This window comes from Stenotrophomonas sp. STEN035 (genome assembly GCF_056759935.1).
Genome location: NZ_JBRRDY010000035.1, coordinates 30,869 through 55,742, shown reverse-complemented (window position 1 = coordinate 55,742; position 24,874 = coordinate 30,869). Strand labels below are relative to the sequence as shown.

Sequence of the window (24,874 nt, the reverse complement as noted above, 5' to 3'; positions counted from 1 at the left end):
CCCGCCTCGGGGGGGGGGTGCGGGGGGGGGCCGAGCCCCTTTGGGCGGCGCGCCTGGCGGTGCTGTGGACTCCCCGCCCCCCCCCCCGCCGGGGGGCCCCCCCCCACTACCTTGGCTTGCGTGCTCTAATCGCGCACCTGTTGCTGAAGGATGTCGTCCTTGTCTACTTCTGCTTTCCAGCCTGTGGCGGCCAACGAACGCATCGCCACCCTGGACGTGCTGCGCGGCTTTGCCCTGTTCGGCATCCTGCTGATGAACATGGAGGCCTTCAGCGGGCCGATGGACATGTCCTTTACCGGCATCGATCCGCATTGGCAGGGGTGGGACTACTGGGCCGACGCCTTTGTCTACGTCTTCGTGCAGGGCAAGTTCTTTACCCTGTTCTCGCTGCTGTTCGGTGCCGGCTTCGCGGTGATGGCACAGCGGGCTGCCATTGCGGGGCGTGACTTCACCCGTTTCTACCTGCGCCGCAGCCTGGGTCTGCTGGTCATCGGCGTGCTGCATGGACTGCTGCTGTGGTCCGGTGACATTCTGGTCGCCTATGCGCTGCTGTCTTTCGTACTGCTGGCCTTCCGTGAGGCGCCGCGCAGCTGGTTGCCGGCGCTGGGGACGATGGCGTATCTGGGCGCAGCAGTGCTGATGTTGATGCTGGGCGCCTTGATGCAGCTTGTACCGGCCGAAGCTGCCAGCGCGCAGGCAGCTGCCGCGGCAAAGGCCATCGAGGCGCAGCGCCAGGCGTACGGGCATGGCAGCTACCTGCAGGCGGTCGCGCAACGTCTGCGTGACGTCTTCGCTTCCCTGGGGGCGTTGCTGGTTGTCGGTCCGCAGGTGCTGGGTATGTTCCTGATCGGCGCATGGTTCGCGCGCAGTGGTGCCATTGCCGAGCCCGGACGCTATCCGCGGTTGTGGGCAGGCTTGCGCTGGTTGCTGCTGCCAATCGGTCTGGCGGTGATGTTGCTGAGTGTCTGGGTGCTACCGTACAACGCCCCGGGGCAATTCACCATGCGCAGCGCGGGCGCCTACGCGCTGACGGCAGTCGCCGGCTTGATGATGTGTCTGGGCTACCTCGCATGGGGCGTGCGCTGGAGTCGCCATCTGCAATGGTTGGCGCCCGCCGGGCGCATGGCCTTGAGCAATTACCTGGGGCAGTCACTGGTCTGCACCCTGGTTTTCTATGGCTATGGGCTGGGCTGGTTTGAACAGGTTGGGCGTGTCTCACAGCTGCTGTTTGCGGTTGTTCTGTTCGCCATGCAGGTACTGCTCAGCCAGCTATGGCTGCGGTGTTTCCAGTACGGGCCGGTGGAGTGGCTGTGGCGGGCGTTCACTTACTTGCAATTGCCACCACTGCGGCGCTGATGCATTGGCGGCAATAAAATAGCCGGGTGAACTCCCCCAAAGACGATGTACTTGTTGTTGGTGCCGGTGCCACCGGCCTGGCCACCGCGTTGGCGCTTTCCGAAGCAGGACGGCAGGTGCGGGTGATTGACGCAGGCACGTTGGGCGGTGCTACCTCGCACGGCAACTGCGGCACCATCACTCCCAGCCATGCACCACCGCTGGCCGCTCCCGGTGTGCCATTGCGCGCTCTGCGTTGGATGCTGTCGCCGCAGGCGCCGCTGTACATTCCGCCGCGTCTTGATCCAGCGCTCTGGCGCTGGCTGCTGAAGTTCGCTGCGCGCTGCAATCGAAGGGACTGGCTGCACAGCGCGCAGGGGCGCGCCGCATTGTTGAATGACTCCCGACAACGTCTGGTCGCCTGGGTGCAGCGCTACCAGCTGGATTGCGAGTTTGCCGAGAAGGGTTTGGATTATGTGTTCCGCCAGCAACGCAATTTCGACACGCATGCGGCCGAATGCGGTGCTTTGGCCGACCTTGGCATCGCTACCGAGATCATCGATGGCAGCGATTACGTTCGTGCCGAGCCCGCCTTCAAGGACGGTGTGATCGGTGCGATACGTTTTCCGGGTGATGCCAGTCTGCGCCCGGACCGTTACACCGCCGAGCTGGGACGGGTACTGCGTGCGCGCGGCGTGCTGATCGAAGAACACTGCGTGGTGCAGTCATTCGAGCCGCACGAGCGGGGCGTGCGCGTGCAGACCAATCGAGGTGCCCGCAATACCGGTGAACTGGTGCTGGCGACGGGTGCATGGTCGCCACGACTGGCTGCCAGGTTGGGGCTGCGCGTCCCTATCCAGGCAGGCAAGGGCTACTCCATCACTGGCAGCTGCGCGATGCAGGTGCCGAGCCGGCCGGTGGTGCTGAAGGATCGTTCGGTATTCGTCATTGCCTGGGCTGAACAGATGCGTCTGGGCGGCACGATGGAGTTTTCCGGGCAGGACTGGCGTTTGAATGCAACCCGTCTGCAGGCACTGGAGCAGGCGGCGCGTCAGTATCTGCGCCAGCCAATCGGCGAGGTCATCCATGAGCGCTGGTATGGCTGGCGGCCGATGACCTGGGATTACATGCCGATACTGGGGCGCTCACCTGTGCACGCTCACGTCTGGCTAGCGGCGGGTCATGGCATGCTCGGCATCAGTATGAGCAGTGGGAGCGGACAACTGATGGCTGATTTGATAACCGGGCAAGTGCCTGCAATCGATCCTGCGCCGTATCGCGTGGAGCGTTTCCAATGAGTGCGCGCAATTACGACGTGGTGGTGCTGGGTGGCGGTTCGGGCGGCTTGGCTGCCGCGTTCCGCGCAGCATCCTACGGCGCCAAGGTGGCGATGCTGGAGCCTGCGCCGCTGGGTGGTACCTGCGTCAATGTGGGTTGCGTGCCGAAGAAGGCGATGTGGCTGGCCGCGGATCTGGCCGAGCGCATTGGGCTGGCACGGCGGATCGGTTTCGATGTGCCGGCCGAACCGGTGTTGACGTGGTCGACTCTGTTGGATCGACGCCAGCAGTACATCGCCAATATCCACGCCAGTTATCAGAAGCGACTGGATGAAACCGGCGTGGTGCGGATCAGCAATCGTGGGCATCTGATCGATGCGCACACGGTGCAGTGCGAGGACGGCACCCAGTTCCGTGCCGAGCACATCGTCATTGCTACCGGCGCGCATCCGCTCAAGCCGGAGTTGCCGGGCGCTGAGTTGGGTGGCGTTTCGGATGATTTCTTCGCGCTGCGGGCGCGGCCGGACCGCGTTGCCTTGGTAGGCGGTGGTTACATCGCGGTGGAACTTGCTGGCGTACTACGAGCGTTGGGTAGCGAGGTTGCCTTGCTGGTACGCGGACAGCGCTTGCTGGACAAGTTTGACGCGGAAGTATCAGATCAGCTGGCAGAGAACCTGCGCCTGCAGGGCGTGGAGCTGCACTTCGGCTGCAAGGTAGAGGCGCTGCAGCGGCTGCAGCAACAGATCCGCGCGCAGTTGCACAACGGCCCGGAACAGGCTGTGTTCGATACGGTGCTTTTCGCTACCGGGCGTGGCCCGAACACAAAGGGGCTTGGTTTGGAGCAGGCTGGCGTGAGGCTGGGCGAGAAGGGCCAGATCGAAGTGGACGATTACCAGAACACCTCGGTGCCTGGCATCTATGCGGTTGGCGACGTTACCGGCCGGGTGACCCTGACGCCGGTTGCGATTGCTGCCGCACGCAGGCTGATGGATCGCGTGCTGGGCGGGCAGCCGGAGGCCAGGCTCGACTACGAGAATGTTCCCAGTGTCGTGTTCGCGCATCCGCCGCTGGGCAGTGTTGGTCTGAGCGAGGAAGAGGCGAGCAGGCGCTTTGGCAAGGTAAGCACGTACTACAGCCGCTTCCGGCCGATGCTGCAGGCGCTGGGGCAGGGGGAGGTACGCAGCCTGTTCAAGATGGTTTGTGTTGGTGAGGATGAAAAGGTGGTTGGCATCCATCTGCTGGGCGAGGGTGCCGACGAGATCCTGCAGGGGTTTGCGGTGGCGGTGAAGGCAGGGGTGACGCGCAGGCAGATGGAAGAGACGGTGGCGATCCATCCGACGTCGGCTGAGGAAGTTGTTTTGATGCGCTGAGCGTGGTGGTCAGCAACAGCAACAGCGCAAAAGCACCCCTCCTCAATCCTCCCCTGCGCTGCGCGCAAGGGAGGAGGCTGATCCTGCAGTTGCGGGCAATGCTTCGGCTCCCTCCCTTTGCCGTAGGCGAGGGGGTGAAGAAGGCCTGCTTGCGCGCCACTGGCGCGCGGCCTGATGAACGACCGAAGGCTATGCCTTCGGGCCGGGTGGGTTGGGGAGGGGTGCGGTTGATCTTACTTCTACTCCGGTAACACCTTGGTCCTACCCATCCGCCCCGCATAAATCCCTTAGCGCCCATAATAGAAAGCCATCTCCCCCGGATGCCGTAACAGCGTGACTGCTCCAAACCAGCGTGAGGCCACAGTGGCCGCGCCAACACTGCCCACCAGCTCGCGCCGCCTGTTGATCAGTGGCCTGTTGCTGGCCGCCACCGGTGCCATCGCCGCGTCCGGCAAGGCGGTAATCGTCAAACTCGCCTATCGGCATGGCGCCGATGCCACTGCCTTGCTGGCGCTGCGGATGATGGTCGCGTTCCCGTTCTTCATCGTCATGGGCATGTGGGCTGCGCGGAGGGCGCAGCCGCTGTCGGTCGGCGACCGCTGGCGGGTACTGCTGCTAGGCTTCAGTGGCTACTACCTGTCCAGCTATCTGGATTTCCTCGGCCTGCAATACATCAGCGCCACGCTGGAACGGCTGATCCTGTATCTCAGCCCCACTTTGGTGGTGCTGATCGCGCTGGTGGTGCTCAAGCAACGGCCCACCCGCATCCAGGTGGCAGCCCTGTTGGTCAGCTATCTCGGCGTGTTGCTGGCTTTCGGTCATGACATCCAGCTCGAAGGCCGCAGCACCTTGATTGGCTCGGGCTTGGTATTCGCCAGTGCACTGAGTTATGCGGTGTATCTGTTCGGCAGTGGCCAGGCGGTGGTGCGGATTGGCGCGGTGCGCCTGACCGCTTACGCCAGCATGGTGGCCTGCGTGCTATGCATCGGTCAGTACCTGCTGTTCCAGCCATGGGATGCGTTGTGGGAGTGCGCGCCATCGGTGTACTGGCTGTCACTGCTCAACGGCACGGTCTGCACCGTCTTGCCGGTGCTGGCGATCATGATCGGGGTCAAGCGGATTGGTTCCTCGCTGGCCGCGCAGGTGAGTATGCTGGGGCCGGTTTCCACGATTGTGCTCAGCGTATGGCTGCTCGACGAACCGATGGGCATTTGGCAAAGCGCCGGGACGGTACTGGTGCTGCTGGGCGTGTTGCTGGTGGGCAGCGGCGTGGCGAAGAAGCGGTGAGTGCCGAGGCCAGTGCCGCCGGTCATGCGCGCATCCTTGAGGCGATTCGCGCCATCCCGCGCGGGCAGGTACTGGGTTATGGCGAAGTAGCGGTCAAGGCCGGGCTGCCCGGTCGGGCAAGGCTGGTGGCGCGCCTGCTGGGCAGCAATGACGACCCGGAGCTGCCCTGGCACAGGGTGCTGCGCTCGGACGGCCGCATCGCCATGCCGGAAGGTTCGCGCGGTTGGCGCGAACAGAGCCAGCGGCTGCGGGCCGAGGGCGTGGCGGTGGAGAACGGCAGGGTGAAGCGGCCCAAACCGCCGCGCAGCCTGGACGAGGCGATCTGGGGCCCGGGCTAGCCGCTGCGGCTATGATGTAGCCAGTTTCCCCGGATGCCACCATGTTCCCGCGCCTACCCAAAATCACCCAGACGCTGCTGATCGCCAACGTCGTCCTGTTCCTGCTGCAGCAGTTGCCGCAAACGGCGGGCATCTTCACCCAGCTGATGCTGTGGCCCTTGGGCTCGCAGCAGGTGTTTGTCGATTCGCCTGGTTTTGAACCGTGGCAGCTGCTGAGCTATGGCTTCCTGCATGGCAGCTTCGGCCATCTGTTCTTCAACATGCTGGCGCTTTTCATGTTTGGTGCGCCGCTGGAAGCAACCTGGGGCGAGAAGCGCTTTCTGACCTATTACATGGTGTGCGTGGTCGGCGCTGGCCTGTGCCAGTTGCTGGTGGCTGCATTTGCCGGTGAGTACAACCCGGTGCTGGGTGCCTCCGGTGGCGTGTTCGGCCTGCTGCTGGCTTACGGCATGTTGTTCCCGAACCAGCGGGTGGTGCTGTTGTTCCCGCCGATCCCGATGAAGGCGCGTACCTTCGTCATCGTGTTCGGTGCGATTGAACTGCTGCTGGGTTTCACTGGCTGGCAGCCGGGCGTGGCCCACTTCGCCCACTTGGGCGGCATGTTGTTTGGCTGGTTGCTGATTCGCTACTGGCGGGGGCAGCCGCCGTTCAACAAGCGTGGCCCGCACCTGCGTCGCGTCAAATAGAAAAACTGTAGTGCCGAGCCATGCTCGGCAGTGGCTTTACCTGCGCAAAGCAGCCCTCACCCCAACCCCTCTCCCGCGAGCGGGAGAGGGGCTCAAGCGGTAGTGCCGAGCCATGCTCGGCAGCAGCTCCGCCGGTAAAGCTCCAGCCGAGCATGGCTCGGCTCTACAACAGCAGAAACGCAAAAAGGCGCGGAATCCGCGCCTTTTTGCTTCCTTCAATTCCGCATCAACGCCAGATCTTGATCTGCTCGGCGTCGGTGCGCTGCATCGGCTGGCCCGGTTTGCAGCTGAAGCTGGCACCAAATGCTGGCAGGTTGGACAGCGGTGCATTGCTGCGCCAGCGGCCCGGTGCGCGCACGTCGGTACGCAGGCGCTGCACGGCTTCATTCGGCGACAGCTGCTGTGCCCACAGGCTGGTCCAGCCCTTGAAGAAGTCCTGCTTGTCGGCCGGCTTGGCATCGGCCTGGGCGGCACTGAAAGCCTCCCATGCGATTTCCATGCCTGACAGGTCCGCCATGTTCTCGTCGCGGGTCAGTTCGCCGTTGACCTTGGCATCCTTGACGCCCGGGAACGGGTAGGCGCTGTACTGCGCGGCGACACGGTTGCCGAGCAGGGTCCAGGCGCTCTTGTCGGCCGGTGTCCACCAGCTGCGCAGCTCGCCCTTGGCGTCGATCATGGCGCCCTTGACGTCGATGGCGCGGCTGACTTCATGTGCGACCAGACCACCGAAGGCGCCGAACTTCTCGGCATTGCTGGCGTTGCCGGCAAAGATCGGGCCCTGCAGTGCGGCAGCCGTCACGATCAAACGGTTCTGGGCAATGTCGTAAGCGATCGACGGCTGCTGCGGCAGCACGTCCCAGCGGCGGTCGGCGTTGCCCTTGCCGATGCGCTTCATTTCCTGGGCGTGGCGCCAGGTGGAGGCGATCAGGATGTTGCCGCCGAAGCTGCCGCGGCCCATCGGCTGCACGGTGTAGTCCAGATCGCGCAACGGGGTGCCGATCTCGATCTTCATCGCGGCCAGCTTGGCTTCGGCTTCGGTCTTGGCCTCGGCGCTGAGCCAGCTGCTGCGCTTGACCGCAGCGATCTGTGCTTCGCGGATCTGGTCGACCATGACGCCGGCCTGGCGGCGGGTGTCGCGGTTGAGGTAGGTCGCTGCGTATTCGTGGCCCAGCATCGGGCCGGCGGCCACGTTGATGGCGTCGAGCACGGCGTCCGGGCGCGCAGGTGCGATGGTCTGGCCACGCAGCACGCGGCCACGGAATTCGAACTCGGCGTCGCGGTAGGCCTTGGACAGGTACGGCGCCATCGCATCGCCCACGCGCCAACGCAGGTAGGCCTTCCACTGGTTGGCCGGCAGGCGGCTGACCATGCCGTTGAGCTGCTGGAACAGCGCCGGGTCGGCCAGCGATACCAGGTCGTCGTTCACGCCCTGCGCCTTCAGGAAGGCATCCAGCTGCAGGTTGCGGTAGCGGCTGTTGAGGTCTTTGGTGGAGACCGGTGCGTAGTTGTTGAACGGGTTGTTGATGTCAGCCACCGAGTGCGCGCTGCGCGCCAGTTCGGTTTCCAGCTGGATGACCAGCGCCGATTCGGCATCAAGCTGCGCGGCCGGGGTGCCGGTCAGCGCCAGGATCTGCTTCACATAGCCGCGGTAGCGGCCCATCAGTGCGACGGTGTCGGCATCGGTGCGGGTGTAGAAGGCCGGGTCCGGCAGGCCGGTGCCGCCCTGCATGAAGTAACCGATGTGGCGGTCCAACGCCTTCAGGTCCACGTCCGGGGCGAAGTTGAACGCCACCGGGATGCCGACCTGATGCAGGGCGGCGATCGAGGCCGGAATGTCCTTGGCCTTCTTGATGGCGTTGATGCGGGTCAGCAGCGGCGCGATCGGCTTGGAGCCGTCGGCTTCCACCGCGGCTTCATCCAGGCCACTGGCCCAGAAGTCGCCGAGCAGCTTCTGCACATTGCCCTGCGGTGCCGTCATCGCACGATCCAGCAGCTGGCGCTGCTGGGTGCGGGTGTTGTCTGCCAGCGTGCCAAGGGCGCTGACCGCGCCGGTCTGCGGCACCGGATTGGCCTTGAGCCAGTTGCCGTTGGTGGTTTCGTAGAAATCCGTACAGGCCGCGCTCACTGCCGGTGCCCGTGCCGCAGGCTTCTTGCGGGCGGCCTGCGCATCGTTGGTGGACAACATGGTCACCAGGGAGAAGGCCAGGGCCAGGGTAAGTGGGCGAACGTTGGGCATGTGGTGCATATCCGCAGAAGGACAAAGTGGGCGGAGTTTAACAAGCTGGCGGCGGATTGGTGCCGGGGCAGGGCACGGAATTGGGTACTGCATCAAAACCGGGGGTTGTGTGAGCGGCGTCAGCCGCGAAGCTGGCGGTGTGGGAGATTCAAGAACCCCGGATTTGTGGAGCGGCGTCAGCCGCGAAGCCACTGCAATGAAGCAGTCAGTACCGTCGGGATTGCGTAGATATCTGGCGCTTTGGGTCTGCTCAGCTTCGCGGCTGACGCCGCTCCCACAAAAGCGTTGGCAAAAAGAAAGCCCGGCGATGCCGGGCCTTCTTCGGGTCTCACTGCAGGGCAGCGATTACCAGATCACTACCTGCTTGTCGCCGGTGCGGACCATCGGCGAGCCGGCCTTGCACTGGAACGCCGCGGCGAAGGTCGGCAGGTTCGACGGCGCACCCATGGCACGGAACTGTGCCGGGGCGTGCGAGTCGGTGGCCAGGCGGACCTTGGCGTTCTCGGCGGTGTACTTGGTGCGCCACACGGTGGCCCAGTTGAAGAAGAAGCGCTGGTCGCGGGTGAAGCCGTCAACCTTTGCATCTTCCTTGCCGGCCGAAGCCTTCTGCAGGGCGTCATAAGCCGTGGCCAAGCCGCCCAGATCGGCGATGTTTTCGCCCAGGGTCAGCGTGCCGTTGACCTGCTGGTCGCCCACCTTGTACTCGTTGAACTGCTTGACCAGCTTGCCGGTCAGGCCTTCAAAGCCCTTGGCGTCAGCCGGCGTCCACCAGTTCTCGAAGTTGCCGGTCGGCCCGAAACGGCTGCCCTGGTCATCGTAACCGTGGGTCATTTCGTGGCCGATGACGGCACCGATACCGCCGTAGTTCAGCGCGTCGTCGGCGTTCACGTCGAAGAACGGCGGCTGCAGGATGGCGGCCGGGAACACGATCTCGTTCTGCAGCGGGTTGTAGTAGGCGTTCACGGTCTGCGGGGTCATGCCCCACTCGGTCTTGTCGACCGGCTGGCCGATCTTGGCCAGTGCCCACTTGTAGTTGAAGGCGTTGGCTGCGCGCACATTGCCCAGGTAGTCATCGTGGGTGGTGCTCAGGCCGCTCCAGTCGCGCCACTTGTCCGGGTAGCCGATCTTCGGGGTGAAGGTTTCCCACTTGGCGATGGCCTTGGCCTTGGTTTCGTCGCTCATCCAGGTCAGGTCCTGGATGCGGTCCTTCAGCGCACCGGCCAGGTTCTTGACCAGTTCTTCCATCTTGGCCTTGGACTCGGGGGAGAAGGCAACCTTGACGTACATCTGGCCGAAAGCATCGCCAGCATCGTTTTCAATGGTGCCCAGGACCTGCTTCCAGCGCGGCTTGATTTCCTTCTGACCGTTCAGTTCCTTGCCGTAGAACGCGTAGTTCTCCTGCACGAACTCATTGCTCAGGTACGGCGCGGCGCCGTCCACGGTGTGGAAGCGCAGGTAGGCGCGCCAAGCTGCCGGGTCGGTGTCGGCCAGCATCTTGCTAACTTCCGCGTGGAAGGCCGGCATCGCCAGCGAGAACTTCTCCGGTGCGGCAATGCCCTGCGCCTGGAAGAACGCGGTCCAGCTGAAGTTCGGGGTCAGCTTGTCGGCATCAGCCACGCTGACCGGGTTGTAGTACAGCGAGACGTCGCGCGACAGCTCGACGCTGGACTTGGAAGCCTTTGCCAGGCGGGTTTCAAACTTGACCACTTCCTCGGCCTGCTTGGCGGCGTCGGCAGCGGCCACGCCGCTCAGCTCCAGCACCTTGGCGACGTGGGCCTTGTAGGCGTTGAGTTTGTCGGCCTTGCTGGCGTCGGTGTAGTAGGTGGTGTCAGGCAGGCCCAGACCGCCCTGGCTGGCATAGGCCATGTTCATGGACGAATTCTTGAAGTCCGCTTCCGGGCCGAAGCCGAACAGGAAGTTCTCGCCCTTGGCAGCGGTGCTGCGCAGGTAGTTGGCCAGCGCGGCGGTGTCCTGCAGGCCATCAATCGCGGCCAGATCGGCCTTCAGCGGGGTGATGCCCAGGCTGTTGATCTTGGCTTCGTCCATGCCGGCAGCCCAGAAGTCACCGACGATCTTCTCGATGCCGGTGGCGTTCTTCATCGCCGCGGCCTGCTCGGCCAGCTGGTGCTGCACGGCAACCGAGCGCTCGTCGAGGATGGTGAAGGCGCCCCAGCTGGTACGGTCAGCCGGAATTTCGTTGGCATTGAGCCACTTTTCGTTCACGTAGCCGTTGAAGTCGGTGCACGCATCCTTGCTGGCATCCAGGTCGGCGGCGGTGAAGGCGTTGTAGGCCGGCAGCTTGGACTCGTCCAGCTTCAGCTCAGTGGCGGCGGCCGGCGCAGCAGCGGTAGCTGCCGGCGGGGACTGCTCTTCTTGCTTGGGGCAACCGGTCAGCACGGCGGCGACGGCCAGCGACAGCAGGAGAATCTGGGGTTTGCGAACGATCACGGGAAAGGCCTCCGGGCCGGTTTCAAAGCATGAGTGAGGCCACGGAGTCCGGGGCCGAAGCAGGAAGATACGCCTGAAACCGATGAGGAAGGGGTGTAGAAGGTCATGGGTCGCTGCAGGCCTATTCCTATGGGCGGCGGCGAGTAGCCAATGCTATACAGCAGCAATGACCAAGACCTCGAGCAAGCAGTGGGACGCGATCCTGATCGGCGGCGGCCATAACGGCCTGGTGTGTGCGGCCTATCTGGCCAAGGCCGGCAAGCGCGTATTGGTATTGGAGCGACGATCAGTGGTTGGGGGCGCCGCGGTCACCGAGGAGTTCCATCCCGGGTTCCTCAACTCGGTGGCCTCTTATACGGTGTCGCTGCTGCAACCCAAGGTGATTGCCGAGCTGGAGCTGGAACGGCATGGCTTGCGGGTGGTCTCGCGCAAGCTCAACAACTTCCTGCCGCTGGGCGACGGTGAGTACCTGCTGGCCGGGGGCGGGCGCACAGCAGAACAGGTTGCGCGCTTTTCCGCGCGCGATGCGGCCCGCTTGCCCGAGTACGAGCAGCGGCTGGAAATATTTGCCGACGTGTTGCGTGCGCAGGCACTGCAGGCGCCGCCCAATATCAGCGGAAATAGTTGGCTGCGCGCTTTACCAGAGTTGTGGAAGGCTGGGCAGCTCGGCAGACAGCTGCAGCGTCTGGACCCGGGGTTGCAACAGGAGTTGATGGATCTATTCACCATCTCCGCCGCCGAATACCTGGATCGTTGGTTTGAGAACGCACCGATCAAAGCCTTGTTCGGCTTCGATGGCATCGTTGGCAACTACGCCAGTCCCTATGCGCCGGGCACTGCCTACGTGTTGTTGCATCACGTGTTTGGTGAAAGCAACGGCGTCAAAGGTGCCTGGGGGCATGCCATCGGTGGCATGGGCGCGATCACCCAGGCGATGGCGCGCGCGGCGGTCGAGGCCGGTGTTGAAATTCGTACCGATGCAGTAGTGAGCAAGGTGCTGGTCGAGCAGGGACGCGCGGTAGGTGTCGTCATGGCTGATGGCGAAGTGCTGCGTGGCAAGGCCATCGTTGCAAACGTCAATCCGAAGCTGCTCTACGAGCGTCTGTTTGATCCTGCCGATGTGCCGGCGCCTACGTTGGAACGCATGGCCAACTGGCGCTGCGGTTCTGGAACCTTCCGAATGAATGTGGCTCTGTCGAAGCTACCTGAGTTCAGTGTGTTGCCGGGGCAGGGTGATCACCTGACGGCCGGCATCATCATCGCGCCAAGCCTGGACTACATGGATCGCGCCTATCTGGATGCACGCCAACATGGTTGGTCACGCGAACCGATAGTGGAGATGCTGATCCCCAGCACGCTGGATGACTCATTGGCGCCGCCTGGGCAGCATGTGGCCAGCCTGTTCTGCCAGCACGTTGCGCCGCAGCTGTCGGGCGGCCGTAGTTGGGACGATCACCGCGAAGAAGTCGCGGATCTGATGATCGCCACTGTCGATAAACATGCACCGGGCTTCGCTGAGTCGGTACTGGGCCGGCAGATCATGAGTCCGTTGGATCTTGAACGGACATTCGGCTTGATCGGTGGCGATATCTTCCACGGCGCGTTGAGCCTGAACCAGTTGTTCAGTGCGCGACCGATGCTGGGGCAGGCGGGCTACAAGGGGGCGCTGCCGGGGCTCTATCTATGCGGCTCGGGTACGCATCCAGGTGGCGGGGTTACCGGGGCGCCTGGGCATAATGCCGCGCGGGTGATCATGGGGGACCTTGACCACTGAAACGGTCGAGGTCCCCGTTATCTCAAGTCAGGGCTTGGTGCTGCTGCCTTCAACCTGCGGCATCTCGTCATCGGCGACGGGCTCCGGTACATCCCGGAGTGGTTCGACGGCTGGTATGCGCGTGGATCGCGGAGCTTCTGAGGCCTGCTCGACAGTGCCTACGTTTACCGTCGCAATGCGGGGTTTCATCCACACCGAATCCTGCCATGCCTGGTACTTGATCGGGTCCCAGTAGCGTTCGTCATAGAACTTCGATCCATCTATCTCGGTGCTGCCGGTGGCGGTGGGGATGATGATGCGCACGTTGCCGGTAAAGCCGGTCCTGCTGCCGGTCAGGCTCCTGCGCTCCCTTCGGAGCTTGCTGGCAATACGCGGCAGAGCTGCGGCATCACCGTAGCGGGCATAGACGTCCTGGCCCAGGGTCAACGCGCGCGCGCGCTCCCCCTCTGGAAGCTCTGCCCAGTACCGTTCTCGCAGACCGGCGAAGCCCTCGTAGCCGCGTTCAGCTGCAAGGTCCATCCAGGCATATGCCAAGGCGCGGTCGCGGACAGTGCCCGTGCCGGTCCACAGCATTTCGGCGACCATGCCTTGTGATGGCTTGTCACCGTAAAAGGCAGCGTTCTGGAAGAAACGGAAAGCTTTCTCCAGGTCACCTGCCTTGTGCTTCTCAAGGCCAAGCAGGCGGAAGCGAAGATCGGGATGTCCGTTGAGGAACCCCGCAGTGATCATCAGTTGATCTTTTGTTGGATCGTCTGGCTGCGTGCCCACTGCCTGGTTGGCTGCAATCACGGGCCAGGTGCTGGATAGCGCCAGCAAAAGCAAGGTCCGGGCGAAGGTATGTTGGCGCATCATGTGTGTCCTTGTGCTATCCGTGCCATGGCGACATGGTCAACGAAGAAGGGTTTGCCTTGGAATGGTCGAAAGTCATTGGCATAGCAGCGGGGGAAGTCCCCCGCTGCTCCCTTGCAAAGACGAGCTTCGGATGAGGATGTGACTTCGAGGTTACTTTGCGCTGGTTGGCTCGCCGACGTTGACCTTCCCGTCGCCGATATGGCGTTGGAAGAAGCCAAGCATTTCCGTATAGAGATTCACGCGGGCATCCTCGCCGTAGAAGCCATGCATTTCGCCTGACTGGATGATCATGCCTTCGGGCTTGTTGCCTGCCGCGATCAGTGCTCTGTTCATCAACTCTGTCTGTTCCGGAGGAGTGCGCACGTCACGTGCGCCGGCAGCGAGATAAACGGGAATCTTCACCTCGCCGGCCCGACGAGCAGGCGAGCTTTCGGCCCAAAGCTTCGAGTCAGTGCCATGCGTGCGCCGCAGGAAGCGCTGGCCGGATTCACGCTCAGGGATGTCGCCCTTCTTGAACATCATGTCGATGTCGTAGACACCCACGTAGCCGAACGTGCACTTGAAGAGGCCCGGCTCCCTGATCGGTGCCATCAGTGAGGAATAGCCGCCGAAACTGCCGCCATAAATGCAGATGCGGTCCTTGTTGGCATATCCGTTGTTGATGACCCAGTGTGTCGCGTCGAGGATGTCGTTCTGGATCCCCTGGCTCCATTGCTGGTGGCCTGCGTCCTGGAATGCCTTGCCATAGCCACCGGAGCCGCGGTAGTTGATCTGCAAGGTGGCGTAGCCACGGCTGGCAAACAGCTGCGCTTCAGGATTGAAGCCCCAATTGTCGCGTGGCCCGATCGGACCGCCATGCGGATTGACGATCAACGGCAGGTTTTTTCCGTCGCTGCCATGCGGCAGCGTCAGGTACGCATGGATGAGCTTACCGTCGCGGGAGGTGAACGAGAATGGCTTGACCGAGGCAAGCTGGGCAGACGCCAGCTGTGGTCGCTGTTTCATGAGAAAGCGTGCCTTGCCGGAGTCGCGATCGAACAGATAGAGCTCTGAGGGATTTGTGTCGCTGTAGACGTTGACAATGATCTTCTTGCCATCGGCGGTGGCATTGGAAAAATCCACCATCTGCCCCTCGAAAGCGTTGGCCAGAGATGCGTAGAGCTCGGCATCCGGGTGCTCCTCATTGAGGAGGGAGACTTTGGGTGCACCAGCCTCGGTGACTACGCCGATGAGTGTCGTATCGTCCGTTGACCAGATCATGTCGGAGACTTCCGCAACCGGATCCTGATGAAGAACCGTGAAGTCTCCCGTAGTGGGGTTCAGTGTTCCCACTGCCGCCGGTAAACGCCCATCATCCCGGCTTGCATAGATCGTGCCATCCGGGGTGGAACGCAGGATGTCCAGGTGGTTACCATCCGATTTGGATGCATTGACCAAGGTCCAGTTGCCCGCATCACGGCGGTAGAGCTCGGTGCGCTCGTCGTACTCGCCGTCTTCGCCCTTGCTGGTGGAGCAGATCGCGAACTGTGGTTCTTTGGCGGCATCCAGCGTGATGTTGCAGTTCTCTTTCGGCGCGCGAGCCATGCTGGTACGGCGCCCGCTCAGTGTGTCCATGCGCACGACTTCTGTGCCGACGCCTTCGGAGGAACGCGGGCTTGTCACCTGCATGATGACGTTCTGGTCGTCATTTTTCAGCGTGTCGAGCAGGCTGAAACGCTCCGAACCAACGGTCTTTCCGCGTTGCGTGGCATCACGGGTGCCGTAGAAGATAAGCGGTCTGGGCTGCGAACCGTCTGCATTCACGGCAAACCATTCGCCGGTTGAGAAGGGGGCTGCGTAGCCGCCCATCTTCTTCACGGCGTTGAACATCAGGCGTTCGGGGCTGGTCCAATAGAAACTGCCAACGCTTTTCTGGTCGGGGAGCTGATTTACCTTCACGATCTTGAGGTCGGAAGTTCTCAATACGGTGAGCACGTCCTGTTCACCACGATCCACGGTTATGGCGATGTAACGGCCATCCGGGGAAATCTTGGCCGTGCCGTAGGCGGAGTGCGAGACGAAGTCGCGTATGGACGGGACGGCGGCCGTTGGCGCCGCGGAGGCTGCCGGAACGGAAAGCGCAAGCAGGATGGCTGCTGCCAGGCATGATTTCATCGGGGATTTCCTTGTCAGATATCGAAACACTGGGTCATCAACAGAATGGCCCGGGAGTACCCGGGCCATTCTGCTTGGATCACACGCTCAATCAACGGAACCGATACTGGAACTCAACAGCGATCTCGCGTCCCACTGCGTCATAGGCGCGCCAGAAGTACGGGTAGGTGTTGAAGCCGTCGTCCTTCGGGTGGTGGTTGTCAAAGATGTTGTTGACGTACAGGTTGACCTGCGCCTTCTCGGTGATCTTCTTGCCGATGCTGCCGTTCCAGATGAAGTACGGAGCGATGCGGCCGGTTTCCTGCCAGTTCGGCAAGCTGCCGTAGCGGACCATGAACAGTGCGGCCTGCCAGTCGTCCCGCTGCCACGTACCGGTTGCGCGGATGCGGCTGCGGAAGTCGAAGTTGCCCAGGTCGTCGCGGTAGTCCAGCACCGGGTCGTTCTTGAACTGGGCGGACGTCTGGCCGAGGGTGTGCGACCAGCCAAGCTGGACACGGAAGTCGCCCAGGCGGTCGGTATCCAGCCTGTAGTCCAGGGTGGCGTCGATGCCCTTGGTGCCGAGGACTGCGCGGTTGATTGGACCGCGACGGATCTCCGTGATCTGGCCGTCGTTCGGGGTGCCCGGGGCGCTGAGGCGGGAAACGCGCGAGAGCATGTCGTTGCAGAAGGCCGAGCCTGGTGCGCCCAGCGTGAACGGCTGGCCGTTGCGGGTCTTGCCGGTGATGCAGCCGGCTTCACCTTCCAGAATGTACGCGGAGGTGATGTCCGAGACCACGTCTTCCAGTTCGATGTGGTAGTAGTCAGCGCTGACCGAAAGGCCGTCGATGATGTCCCACACGAAACCGGCCGTCCAGGACTTGCCTGTTTCTTCGCTCAGGTCCTTGGTGCCTTGGCGCACGCCGAAGGCGGTGTAGTTGGTAGTGATGTCCGAGCTGGTGCACTGCGCTGCGACGCGGCCGCTTTCAAGGCAACGACGCACGTCGAGGACTGAGCTGAATGAACCGCTGCGCTCGGCGAATACATAATGCATGTCCGGGGCGCGGAAGCTGGTGGCGTAGGAACCGCGCACGAGCAGGTTCGAGAACGGACGCCATTCGAGGCCGGCGTTCCAGGTGCGGGCGTCATCCACCGAAGTCACGTCGTCGTACTTGTCGAGGCGGCCTGCGAGGCTGGCCTTGAGGCTGTCGAAGATCGGGATGGACAGTTCAACGCCGGTCGCATAACGGTCACGCTTGCCACCGCCACCGGTGCCGGTGCGGTTGTAGGGGCGGTCAGCACCAGTGTAGTCCGGCAGGATGCGCTTATCTTCGTTCAGCTTGTACTCCTGCTGGGATGCTTCCACGATGGCCGCGAAGCCAAGCGGGCCGGCTGGTAGCTCGAACAGGTCGCCCGAGACCACGAAGTTGCCTTGGTTCACATAGGACTTGGCGTCGGTCTTCAGGGTCGTGCTCATCGACGCGAACTGTTCCGGCGTCAACGCGCTGTAGTAATGAGCTTCATTCAGATCGTAGACCGCGTAGCCGCTACGTGTGCCTAGGCGTGGGCCGAGGAACCAGTCGTTGACCTTCGAGGCGACCAAGCGCGGAGATTCGACCTTGATGCGGTACTCGGCACGGGACACGGTCGCATCCCAGTCGAAGCGGTCGGCAAAGCTGCCCTTGAAGCCAACTGCAAGATCATAGGACTTTTCGTCATTCTTGCTCATCAGGTTGTTCAGGCCGCCGGCTTCCATCGGCGTGAAAATGCGCTGCGCGTCGACGATGGTGCCAAGACCTTGGTCGTACCAGAGGCCGCCGACGGTGGGACCGCCCCAGAACTGGGTGCCGCCAGTGTACTTGGCGCGCGACCAGTAGGTCTGGAGGCTTGCCCATGCCTGCACGCCGCTATCGAAGTCGAACGTGCCATACAGGTACGCCGAGATGTCGTTGTTGCCATTGCTGATCGTCTGGTAGCCAACATCCTTGTAGCTGCCGCAAGCCTGGCCAAGGTTGGTGATCGTGCCGGCCGCGTTGGCCGAGCGATAGTTATGGCGCACCCACTCATCGCCCATCTGCTCGCAGGCGCCAGGCGGCGGTGCGATGTAGCTGTTCGCGCTCTTTGTGCGGTCACGGACACGCATGGTCCCGGTGGGCTGGATGCCGACGAAGTTCGGCGGCAACGGGTTGTCCAGCAGCGAGTCCATGAAGTCACGCTGATACGCGTGCAGCGGCTCGGAATTGAAATATTCAACTGCGTAGGTGAGGCTCCACTTGTCGCCGGTCTTGCCGCCGATCCACTGCAAGTCGGCGCGATCACGGCCGCCGTCGGTGGTTGTGGAACCCTTGACCTTAAACAGATCGCCTTCGAAATTGGTCTTCAGGACGATATTGACCACACCTGCGACAGCGTCGGAACCATAGATGGCAGATGCGCCGCCGGCCAACAGTTCAATGCGCTCGACGGCGGCAGCGGGGATGTTGCCGAAATTGGCGAAGTTGCTCTGGCCGTTGTACGGCAACGGATAGTCAGCAGCACGGCGACCATTGATCAGCAGCAAGGTGCGGCCCGGGCCGAGGCCACGGAGATTGATGACGCTGGCGTTCGGTGTGAAGCCACCCTGGAAGATTTCGTTCTGGGTGGAGCCGCTGGCCTGGGTCAGTGTGTTCAAAGCGTCGAAAACGGTGGTGAAGCCTTCGCGCTCGATCTGGGCGGAAGTGATGACAGTTACGGGTGCCGGACCCTCGACTTCAGCGCGCTTGATGCGCGAACCGGTGACGGTGACCTTGTCCAGGTTGGTCGCGTTCTTGTTGGTCACCTCGTGACCAGGCTGAGGCTCGGCTTCCTGAGCGTGAGCCTGCGCGGTAATGGTCAGTGCCATTGCGGACACCAGTGCAAAGCTCAACGGATGACGGATGAGCGGACTACGAATCGCCATGCATTTCCCCTAAAACGAATGAGGTATCCCTTTCACAACCATGCTGACGAAAGGGCTATTTGTTCCGGTGTTAAAAATTTTCATTTCCCGGTAACCCCAAGTTAACACAAGGTTAACCTTAAAGGTCAAGTGTTCAGCTTGTGCTCATGAGTGCTGGATTCGGCAAGACTTGTGGTTGAAGTCGGCAAAAGTCGGGCTGCTGGTGGTTCTGCGCATCGCGCTATAGTTCGCGCCGAACCAATGAAGTAGAGGCTGTAGTGATCAGGTCGATTCCGCTGGGCGGTGCCCACAAGGTGCAGAAGGGGCTCTCCCCCCATCCGCGTATCCGCAATGTCATTGCGGTTGGCTCGGGCAAAGGCGGGGTGGGCAAGTCCACCACGGCCGTGAACCTTGCTCTGGCGCTGAAGCAGCTGGGTGCCAAGGTTGGGGTGCTGGATGCCGATATCTACGGCCCCAGCGTGCCGGCCATGCTGGGCCTGAGCGGGCGGCCGGAGAGCCCGGACAACAAGTCCATCGAGCCGCTGCGGGCGTTCGGGGTCGAGGCGATGTCGATTGGTTTCCTGATCGAGCCGGACTCCCCGATGATCTGGCGTGGGCCGATGGCCACTTCTGCGCTGACCCAGCTGTTCAACGACACGCTGTGGGGCGATCTGGATTTCCTGCTGATCGACCTTCCGCCGGGTACCGGTGATATCCAGCTGACGCTGTCGCAGAAGATCCCGGTGGCCGGGGCGGTGATCGTCACCACACCGCAGGATATCGCCACGTTGGATGCGCGCAAGGCTTTGAATATGTTCGAAAAAGTCGAGGTTCCTGTGCTCGGTATCATTGAGAACATGGCGGTACATACCTGCGGCAACTGCGGCCATGTCGAGCATCTGTTCGGCGAGGGCGGGGGGCAGCGCATGGCCGAGCAGTACGAGGTGCCGTTGCTGGGCTCACTGCCACTGGATATCGGCATCCGCGAGCAGGGCGATGTGGGTGCGCCTATCGTGGTTGCGCAGCCCGATTCGGCCGCGGCGAAGGCCTATATGGCGGCCGCGCAGCGGATGGCGGAAGAATTGGCCAAGCGCCCACGCGCCAGCATTCCGATCCTGTCGTCGCTGATCTGAGGCAGTCGCCAGCTCGGTAGCAAGCAAGGCCCGCTCAGCGGGCCTTGCCTTATATAGAGAGTGTGCAGAAATTGCTGGCAGGCGATTGCTTGCCGGCTCCTGACCGGCTCTAGGCTAGAATCGACCACCCCCGGCCGCAGGCATGCTGCGGCACAACGTGAACAGGATCACTGAATGAGCATCAAGAGCGACCGTTGGATCCGCCAAATGTCCGAACAGCACGGCATGATCGCGCCGTACGAAGCCGGCCAGGTCAAGCAGGTGGATGGCCAGCGCATCGTCAGTTACGGCACCTCGAGCTACGGCTACGATGTGCGTTGCTCGCGTGAGTTCAAGGTGTTCACCAACATCAACTCGACCATCGTAGATCCCAAGCACTTCGACCCGAAGAGCTTTGTCGACATCGAGGCCGATGAGTGCATCATCCCGCCGAATTCGTTCGCGCTGGCACGCACGGTGGAGTTCTTCCGCATCCCGCGCGACACCCTGGTGGTGTGCCTGGGCAAGAGTACCTATGCGCGCTGCGGCATCATCGTCAATGTCACCCCGCTGGAGCCGGAATGGGAAGGCCACGTGACGCTGGAGTTCTCCAACACCACGCCGTTGCCAGCACGCATCTATGCCAACGAAGGTGTGGCGCAGATGCTGTTCTTCCAGGCCGACAAGGACGACATCTGCGAGACCTCGTACAAGGATCGTGGCGGCAAGTACCAGGGCCAGACCGGCGTCACCCTGCCGCGCACCTGAGTGCGGTTCGAGCTGAAATGAAAAAGGCGCCATCAGGCGCCTTTTTCTTTGTGCAGGATCCGGCGGTGCGGCTTACTTGCCGCGCCCGAACAACATGCCGATACCGACGGCGACCAGGATGGCCGGCCACCAGGTGGCGAGCATGGTGCCGATGTTGCCGTTGATCCAGCCGAGGTTCTTGGCCAGGAAGAACAGGCCAACGATGATCAGGATCAGGGCGGCGATCAGATTGGAGCGCATCGGCTTGCGGAGTCCGTAAGGGGGAAGGTGCTTATCGTAGCCGTTGGCGCCAGATTTCGACACGCTGGGCCAGTACCTCCGGGTCAAAGCGCTGCGCCTTGCCGCTGCCCCAGACCGGGCCCGGCCATGCAGCGTCGTTCTCATTGCGGCCGATCAGGTGTACATGCAGCTGACGCACGATGTTGCCCAAGGCGCCGATGTTGATCTTGCTGACATTTGGTTTGTGCTTGAGGTGCTGGGAGATCTGGTTGATCTCGGCCAGCAGCAGGCGTTGCTGGGCACCGTCCAGGTCGATCCACTCGCTGGCATTGGGCACGCGCGGTACCAGCACGACCCAGGGGAAGCGGTCGTCGTTCATCAAGCGGATCTGCGACAGGGGGCCATCGGCAATCAGTACGCTGTCGGCGGCAAGGCGGGTATCAAGTACGAAATCGGACGTCACAGCTTCGGTCATCGCAGGTTCTCGCTGAAGAAGGCCAAGGTGCGTTCGCGCGCCAGGTCGGCGCTGGCTGGGTGGTAGTGCATGCCGACCTCGCGGTTGAAGGCGTGGTCGGCTGGATAGACATATACAGGCAAGTCGGGTTGCTTTTCACGGTGCGCTGCAACGGCGGCGGCCGGGATCGAGGCGTCCTGGTCGCCAAAGTGGAAGATGGCTGGGGCTTTGAACGCTGTATCCAGGAACGGCACGTTGCGCGCGCCGTAGTAGCTGGCCGAGGGCAGGCCCAGCCGTTGCGCGGCCAACAGGGCGATGCTGCCGCCCCAGCAATAGCCGACCGTGCCGACCTTGCCGTAAGGCGCCAATGCCGCAGCGGTGGCTTCGACCACGGTTACCGCGCGATCCACGCCCAGCTCGTCTACCAGCGCTTTGCCGCGGCTGACGCCGGTCGCGTCATAGTCCAGCTGCAGGTCCGGTTCGATCAGGTCGAAGAAGGACGGTGCCAATACCGCATAGCCTTCGGCGGCGTACTGCTCGGCGACATGGCGGATGTGCGCGTTGGCGCCGAAGATTTCCTGAATTACCACCAGGCCGGCGCGCGGCGTGCCGGAAGGCAGGGCCTGCCAGGCGCGGATGGGGCCGAGTGGGGTGGGGAGGGTGATCCAGTTGGGCATGGGGGAGGCTCCAAGGTGTTGGGTTGGCTCCCTTCTCCCGCTTGCGGGGGAAGGTGCCCGAAGGGCGGATGGGGGAGCTTTTGGAGCGTGAGGTCTGCTTGCTAGAAGCTTCCCCTCACCCCAACCCCTCTCCCGCTCGCGGGAGAGGGGCTCTAGTTAGTCATTGCCAAGATGAGACTGATTATCAGCCCTCTCACGTATTAAGCCAGCCGCAGGGCGAGGCCTCGCAGGCCCGGTATACTGCCCGGCTTTCCGGCCTCGCTGCCATCCCGGCCCGGCCCCAGGATTTCCAGATCATGTCCCAGCTGAACCCCAAAGTCGGCTTCGTCAGCCTTGGCTGCCCGAAAGCCCTTGTCGATTCCGAGCGCATCCTCACCCAGCTGCGGGTGGAGGGCTATAGCATCGTGCCGTCCTACGACTCGGCTGATGTGGTGGTGGTCAATACCTGCGGCTTCATTGACTCGGCCGTTGCCGAATCGCTGGACGCGATCGGCGAGGCGATGAACGAGAACGGCAAGGTCATTGTCACCGGCTGCCTGGGCAAGAAGGGCGACATGATCCGCGAGCATTACCCGGACGTGCTGTCGGTGTCCGGCCCGCAGGACTACACCACGGTGATGGAAGCGGTGCATGCCGCACTGCCGCCCAAGCACGACCCGTTCGTGGACCTGGTGCCCGATTACGGCATCAAGCTGACCCCGCGTCACTATGCGTACCTGAAGATTTCCGAAGGCTGCAACCACCGTTGCAGCTTCTGCATCATTCCTTCGATGCGTGGCGACCTGGTATCGCGCCCGGTCGACGAGGTGCTGCGTGAGGCTGAGCGCCTGGTCAAGGGCGGCGTGCGTGAGCTGTTGGTGGTGTCGCAGGACACCTCGGCTTACGGCGTGGACCGCAAGTACGCGCCGGGTACCTGGCGCGGCAAGGAATACGCCACACGCATGAAGGCGCTGTGTGAAGGCCTGTCCGAGCTCGATGCCTGGACCCGCCTGCACTACGTCTACCCGTACCCGCACGTCGACGACGTGGTGCCGTTGATGGCCGAAGGCAAGATCCTGCCGTACCTGGACATTCCGTTCCAGCACGCCAGCCCGCGCATCCTCAAGCTGATGAAGCGCCCGGGCGCAGTCGACAAGACCTTGGAACGTGTGTTGCGCTGGCGTGAGATCGCGCCGGACATCACCGTGCGTTCGACCTTCATTGTGGGCTTCCCGGGCGAGACCGATGCTGAGTTCGAGCAGCTGCTGGACTTCCTCGATACCGCCCAGCTCGACCGCGTTGGTGCCTTCGCCTACTCGCCGGTGGAAGGTGCAACCGCAAACCAACTGCCGGATCCGGTGCCGGAAGAAGTGAAGCAGGAGCGTCTGGCCCGTTTCATGGAAAAGCAGGCGGCCATTTCCGCCGCCAAGCTCGAAGCCAAGATCGGCAGCGTGCAGCAGTGCCTGGTCGATGCCATCGAAGACGGCATCGCCGTGGCCCGCTCCAAGGCCGATGCACCGGAAATCGACGGTCTGGTGCACATCCAGAATGCCACCGAAGCCAAACTGCGCGTGGGCGAGTTTGTCAACGTCGAGATCACCGACAGCGACGAGCACGATCTGTTCGGCGATGCGCTGATCGAAACCAGGGCGGCACCGTTCGACCTCAAGGTGCTGTGACCGCCGCAGCGGCCGCAAACGATGCCGGCGTGGGCCGGCGTCGTTTTGTAGCGCCATTGCGCGGGCAGGTTGAACCGCAGTGCTTTGACCATCCGCTGTTCGCGGATTTCCAAGGTTTTGAAGCATTGATGCGTTCGGCCGATTGGCCGGGCATCGATGCGTTGAGTGCGCTGTTGCCCGTGCAGGGCAAGTGCTTTGTGACTCAGGACGAGGCGTTGCTGGCTGACGGACTGCACTACGAACAGCGTATTGCACTGGGCCGTATCGCCACCCGCGAGCAGAACTGGCATGACCTGTTCAACGCGATGGTGTGGGCACGCCACTTCGCTATCAAACGTGTGCTCAACGCGCAGCAGTGCCGGCATATCGCAGTGATGGGGGCGAGCCAGCGCAATCGCGCGCAGGCTGCATTGACCCAGTTCGATGAAACCGGGCTGATCGTGCGTGTTCGCGATGCGGGCGTGCTGACGGCATGGGATCGGCATGACTGGTCAGCGCTGTTCAATCCGGATGGATGGCGCGCAGGCGATATCGCGGTCTGCGCGGTGATTGGCCATGCGCTGATGGAGCAGGCGTTGCTGCCCGAGCGCCTTCTCGTCGGGAAGTGCCTGGTGGTCGTTGGTGACGACGACGTGGCCTGCGTTGCCGCGGTGGCTGCAGCAATCGAAGACGCCAGCTTGCTCGCGGACCCCGCCGAGCTACGTCCACTACCGCTGGCCGGCATCCCTGGTTGGCATGCGTCCCAAGATGCGGCCTTTTACCAATTGACCGACTATTTCCGCCCGCTACGTGAAGGTCGCGCCTATCCGGTGCCGCTCAGGCTCAGCCGTAGTTGACGTCGATGATCACGAAGCGGGTCAGGCCGCTCGGCAGCTCCACGGCGAACTCATCGTCGATGCGCTTTTTCAGCAATGCCCGCGCCAATGGTGAATCGATGCTGATCCAACCGGCCGGTGCATCGGTCTCATCGGGACCGACGATCCGGTAGGTGACGGTCTGCCCGGAATCGACGTTCTCCAGCTCCACCGTCGCGCCGAAGAACACGGCTTCCGGATCGCTGGGGGTGGTGTCGACCACGCGTAGGGCTTCCAATCGCTTGCTCAGGTAGCGCACGCGGCGGTCGATTTCACCCAGCTGCTTCTTGCGGTAGGTGTACTCGGCGTTCTCCGAGCGATCACCTTCGGCGGCTGCGGCTGCCAGCGCCTTGACCACTTCCGGCCGACGCTGCCGCCACAGTTCATCCAGCTCGGCCTTGAGCCGGGCATGGCCCTGGGCGGTGATCAGGGCGGTACTTTTTTCTGCAGGGGGGCGCCAGCGGCTCATTGCGGTCGTCTAT

20 protein-coding genes are annotated in these 24,874 nt (G+C 62.8%); 11 read left to right on the top strand and 9 right to left on the bottom strand.

Annotated features, from left to right (window positions below; translation table 11 throughout):
• Window positions 1-150: 150 nt before the first annotated feature.
• The 6 genes from ACVOLL_RS16915 (at window position 151) to ACVOLL_RS16890 (ending at window position 6,293) form a co-directional block, all read left to right on the top strand.
• Complete coding sequence (locus ACVOLL_RS16915) at window positions 151-1,356, top strand: DUF418 domain-containing protein (protein ID WP_481513942.1); 1,206 nt, start codon at window positions 151-153, stop codon at window positions 1,354-1,356.
• Window positions 1,357-1,382: 26 nt separating this feature from the next.
• Window positions 1,383-2,633: an NAD(P)/FAD-dependent oxidoreductase gene (locus ACVOLL_RS16910; RefSeq protein ID WP_481513941.1), complete on the top strand. Its 1,251-nt coding sequence runs from the start codon at window positions 1,383-1,385 to the stop codon at window positions 2,631-2,633.
• A complete protein-coding gene (gorA, locus tag ACVOLL_RS16905; protein WP_481513940.1) occupies window positions 2,630-3,982 on the top strand; it encodes a glutathione-disulfide reductase in 1,353 nt (450 codons plus the stop codon). The genes ACVOLL_RS16910 and gorA overlap by 4 nt, the downstream gene beginning before the upstream one ends.
• Before the next feature lie 363 nt (window positions 3,983-4,345).
• Complete coding sequence (locus ACVOLL_RS16900; protein WP_481513946.1) at window positions 4,346-5,269, top strand: DMT family transporter; 924 nt, start codon at window positions 4,346-4,348, stop codon at window positions 5,267-5,269.
• The gene (locus ACVOLL_RS16895; RefSeq protein WP_481513939.1) at window positions 5,266-5,607 is read left to right on the top strand and encodes an MGMT family protein; all 342 of its coding nucleotides are present in this window, start codon (window positions 5,266-5,268) and stop codon (window positions 5,605-5,607) included. Before ACVOLL_RS16900 ends, ACVOLL_RS16895 begins: the two co-directional genes overlap by 4 nt.
• Before the next feature lie 41 nt (window positions 5,608-5,648).
• Window positions 5,649-6,293, top strand: a complete 645-nt coding sequence (locus ACVOLL_RS16890; RefSeq protein WP_481513938.1) for a rhomboid family intramembrane serine protease — start codon at window positions 5,649-5,651, stop codon at window positions 6,291-6,293.
• Between the two features lie 226 nt (window positions 6,294-6,519).
• Here the strand turns inward: ACVOLL_RS16890 and ACVOLL_RS16885 are convergent, their stop codons facing one another.
• Window positions 6,520-8,529, bottom strand: a complete 2,010-nt coding sequence (locus ACVOLL_RS16885; RefSeq protein ID WP_481513937.1) for a M13 family metallopeptidase — start codon at window positions 8,527-8,529, stop codon at window positions 6,520-6,522.
• Between the two features lie 345 nt (window positions 8,530-8,874).
• Window positions 8,875-10,974, bottom strand: coding sequence for a M13 family metallopeptidase (locus ACVOLL_RS16880; protein ID WP_481513945.1), 2,100 nt, complete (start codon window positions 10,972-10,974; stop codon window positions 8,875-8,877).
• Window positions 10,975-11,143: 169 nt separating this feature from the next.
• Between ACVOLL_RS16880 and ACVOLL_RS16875 the strand changes: the two genes are divergently transcribed.
• Window positions 11,144-12,751, top strand: a complete 1,608-nt coding sequence (locus ACVOLL_RS16875; RefSeq protein WP_481513936.1) for a phytoene desaturase family protein — start codon at window positions 11,144-11,146, stop codon at window positions 12,749-12,751.
• Window positions 12,752-12,778: 27 nt separating this feature from the next.
• On the opposite strand, the gene ACVOLL_RS16870 is transcribed toward ACVOLL_RS16875, so the two are convergent.
• From ACVOLL_RS16870 to ACVOLL_RS16860, 3 genes are all read right to left on the bottom strand, one after another.
• Window positions 12,779-13,567, bottom strand: coding sequence for a hypothetical protein (locus tag ACVOLL_RS16870; protein ID WP_481513935.1), 789 nt, complete (start codon window positions 13,565-13,567; stop codon window positions 12,779-12,781).
• A 186-nt stretch (window positions 13,568-13,753) separates the two neighbouring features.
• Window positions 13,754-15,757, bottom strand: a complete 2,004-nt coding sequence (locus ACVOLL_RS16865) for an alpha/beta hydrolase family protein (RefSeq protein ID WP_481513934.1) — start codon at window positions 15,755-15,757, stop codon at window positions 13,754-13,756.
• 91 nt (window positions 15,758-15,848) lie between these two features.
• Window positions 15,849-18,671 carry a TonB-dependent receptor plug domain-containing protein gene (locus tag ACVOLL_RS16860; protein WP_481513933.1) on the bottom strand — a complete coding sequence of 941 codons (2,823 nt, stop codon included), beginning with the start codon at window positions 18,669-18,671 and terminating at the stop codon, window positions 15,849-15,851.
• 260 nt (window positions 18,672-18,931) lie between these two features.
• Here ACVOLL_RS16860 and apbC point away from each other — a divergent pair, with 260 nt between their 5' ends.
• Window positions 18,932-19,783: an iron-sulfur cluster carrier protein ApbC gene (gene apbC, locus ACVOLL_RS16855; RefSeq protein WP_481513944.1), complete on the top strand. Its 852-nt coding sequence runs from the start codon at window positions 18,932-18,934 to the stop codon at window positions 19,781-19,783.
• A gap of 174 nt (window positions 19,784-19,957) precedes the next feature.
• Entirely contained in the window at window positions 19,958-20,530 is a 573-nt protein-coding gene (dcd, locus tag ACVOLL_RS16850; RefSeq protein ID WP_282266583.1) for a dCTP deaminase, read from the top strand.
• Window positions 20,531-20,602: 72 nt separating this feature from the next.
• Here the strand turns inward: dcd and ACVOLL_RS16845 are convergent, their stop codons facing one another.
• The 3 genes from ACVOLL_RS16845 to ACVOLL_RS16835 are packed head-to-tail and all read right to left on the bottom strand — an operon-like array spanning window position 20,603 to window position 21,880.
• A complete protein-coding gene (locus ACVOLL_RS16845; protein ID WP_170183049.1) occupies window positions 20,603-20,770 on the bottom strand; it encodes a LiaI-LiaF-like domain-containing protein in 168 nt (55 codons plus the stop codon).
• A gap of 31 nt (window positions 20,771-20,801) precedes the next feature.
• The gene (locus tag ACVOLL_RS16840; protein WP_313494466.1) at window positions 20,802-21,224 is read right to left on the bottom strand and encodes an HIT family protein; all 423 of its coding nucleotides are present in this window, start codon (window positions 21,222-21,224) and stop codon (window positions 20,802-20,804) included.
• On the bottom strand, window positions 21,221-21,880 hold the full coding sequence (locus ACVOLL_RS16835; protein WP_481513932.1) for a dienelactone hydrolase family protein: 660 nt from the start codon (window positions 21,878-21,880) through the stop codon (window positions 21,221-21,223). The genes ACVOLL_RS16840 and ACVOLL_RS16835 overlap by 4 nt, the downstream gene beginning before the upstream one ends.
• Window positions 21,881-22,176: 296 nt before the next feature.
• Between ACVOLL_RS16835 and rimO the strand changes: the two genes are divergently transcribed.
• Together rimO and ACVOLL_RS16825 are read left to right on the top strand one after the other, a co-directional pair.
• Window positions 22,177-23,538 carry a 30S ribosomal protein S12 methylthiotransferase RimO gene (gene rimO / locus ACVOLL_RS16830; protein ID WP_481513931.1) on the top strand — a complete coding sequence of 454 codons (1,362 nt, stop codon included), beginning with the start codon at window positions 22,177-22,179 and terminating at the stop codon, window positions 23,536-23,538.
• Window positions 23,535-24,374 (top strand): DUF3025 domain-containing protein, encoded by an 840-nt coding sequence (locus ACVOLL_RS16825; RefSeq protein WP_481513930.1) that lies wholly within the window; start codon window positions 23,535-23,537, stop codon window positions 24,372-24,374. The genes rimO and ACVOLL_RS16825 overlap by 4 nt, the downstream gene beginning before the upstream one ends.
• Here ACVOLL_RS16825 and greB read toward each other — a convergent pair.
• Window positions 24,361-24,861 carry a transcription elongation factor GreB gene (greB, locus tag ACVOLL_RS16820; protein ID WP_481513929.1) on the bottom strand — a complete coding sequence of 167 codons (501 nt, stop codon included), beginning with the start codon at window positions 24,859-24,861 and terminating at the stop codon, window positions 24,361-24,363. The two genes, ACVOLL_RS16825 and greB, sit on opposite strands and share 14 nt — an antisense overlap.
• Window positions 24,862-24,874 lie beyond the last annotated feature (13 nt).

What these genes read in the sequence shown, in the direction of transcription:
- ACVOLL_RS16875 (WP_481513936.1), top strand. Translation starts at nt 11,144, where the DNA reads ATGACCAAGACCTCGAGCAAGCAGTGGGACGCGATCCTGATCGGCGGC.
- ACVOLL_RS16885 (WP_481513937.1), bottom strand. Translation starts at nt 8,529, where the DNA reads ATGCCCAACGTTCGCCCACTTACCCTGGCCCTGGCCTTCTCCCTGGTG.
- ACVOLL_RS16835 (WP_481513932.1), bottom strand. Translation starts at nt 21,880, where the DNA reads ATGCCCAACTGGATCACCCTCCCCACCCCACTCGGCCCCATCCGCGCC.
- gorA (WP_481513940.1), top strand. Translation starts at nt 2,630, where the DNA reads ATGAGTGCGCGCAATTACGACGTGGTGGTGCTGGGTGGCGGTTCGGGC.
- ACVOLL_RS16860 (WP_481513933.1), bottom strand. Translation starts at nt 18,671, where the DNA reads ATGGCGATTCGTAGTCCGCTCATCCGTCATCCGTTGAGCTTTGCACTG.
- rimO (WP_481513931.1), top strand. Translation starts at nt 22,177, where the DNA reads ATGTCCCAGCTGAACCCCAAAGTCGGCTTCGTCAGCCTTGGCTGCCCG.
- ACVOLL_RS16890 (WP_481513938.1), top strand. Translation starts at nt 5,649, where the DNA reads ATGTTCCCGCGCCTACCCAAAATCACCCAGACGCTGCTGATCGCCAAC.
- dcd (WP_282266583.1), top strand. Translation starts at nt 19,958, where the DNA reads ATGAGCATCAAGAGCGACCGTTGGATCCGCCAAATGTCCGAACAGCAC.
- ACVOLL_RS16845 (WP_170183049.1), bottom strand. Translation starts at nt 20,770, where the DNA reads ATGCGCTCCAATCTGATCGCCGCCCTGATCCTGATCATCGTTGGCCTG.
- ACVOLL_RS16865 (WP_481513934.1), bottom strand. Translation starts at nt 15,757, where the DNA reads ATGAAATCATGCCTGGCAGCAGCCATCCTGCTTGCGCTTTCCGTTCCG.
- ACVOLL_RS16840 (WP_313494466.1), bottom strand. Translation starts at nt 21,224, where the DNA reads ATGACCGAAGCTGTGACGTCCGATTTCGTACTTGATACCCGCCTTGCC.
- ACVOLL_RS16915 (WP_481513942.1), top strand. Translation starts at nt 151, where the DNA reads ATGTCGTCCTTGTCTACTTCTGCTTTCCAGCCTGTGGCGGCCAACGAA.
- greB (WP_481513929.1), bottom strand. Translation starts at nt 24,861, where the DNA reads ATGAGCCGCTGGCGCCCCCCTGCAGAAAAAAGTACCGCCCTGATCACC.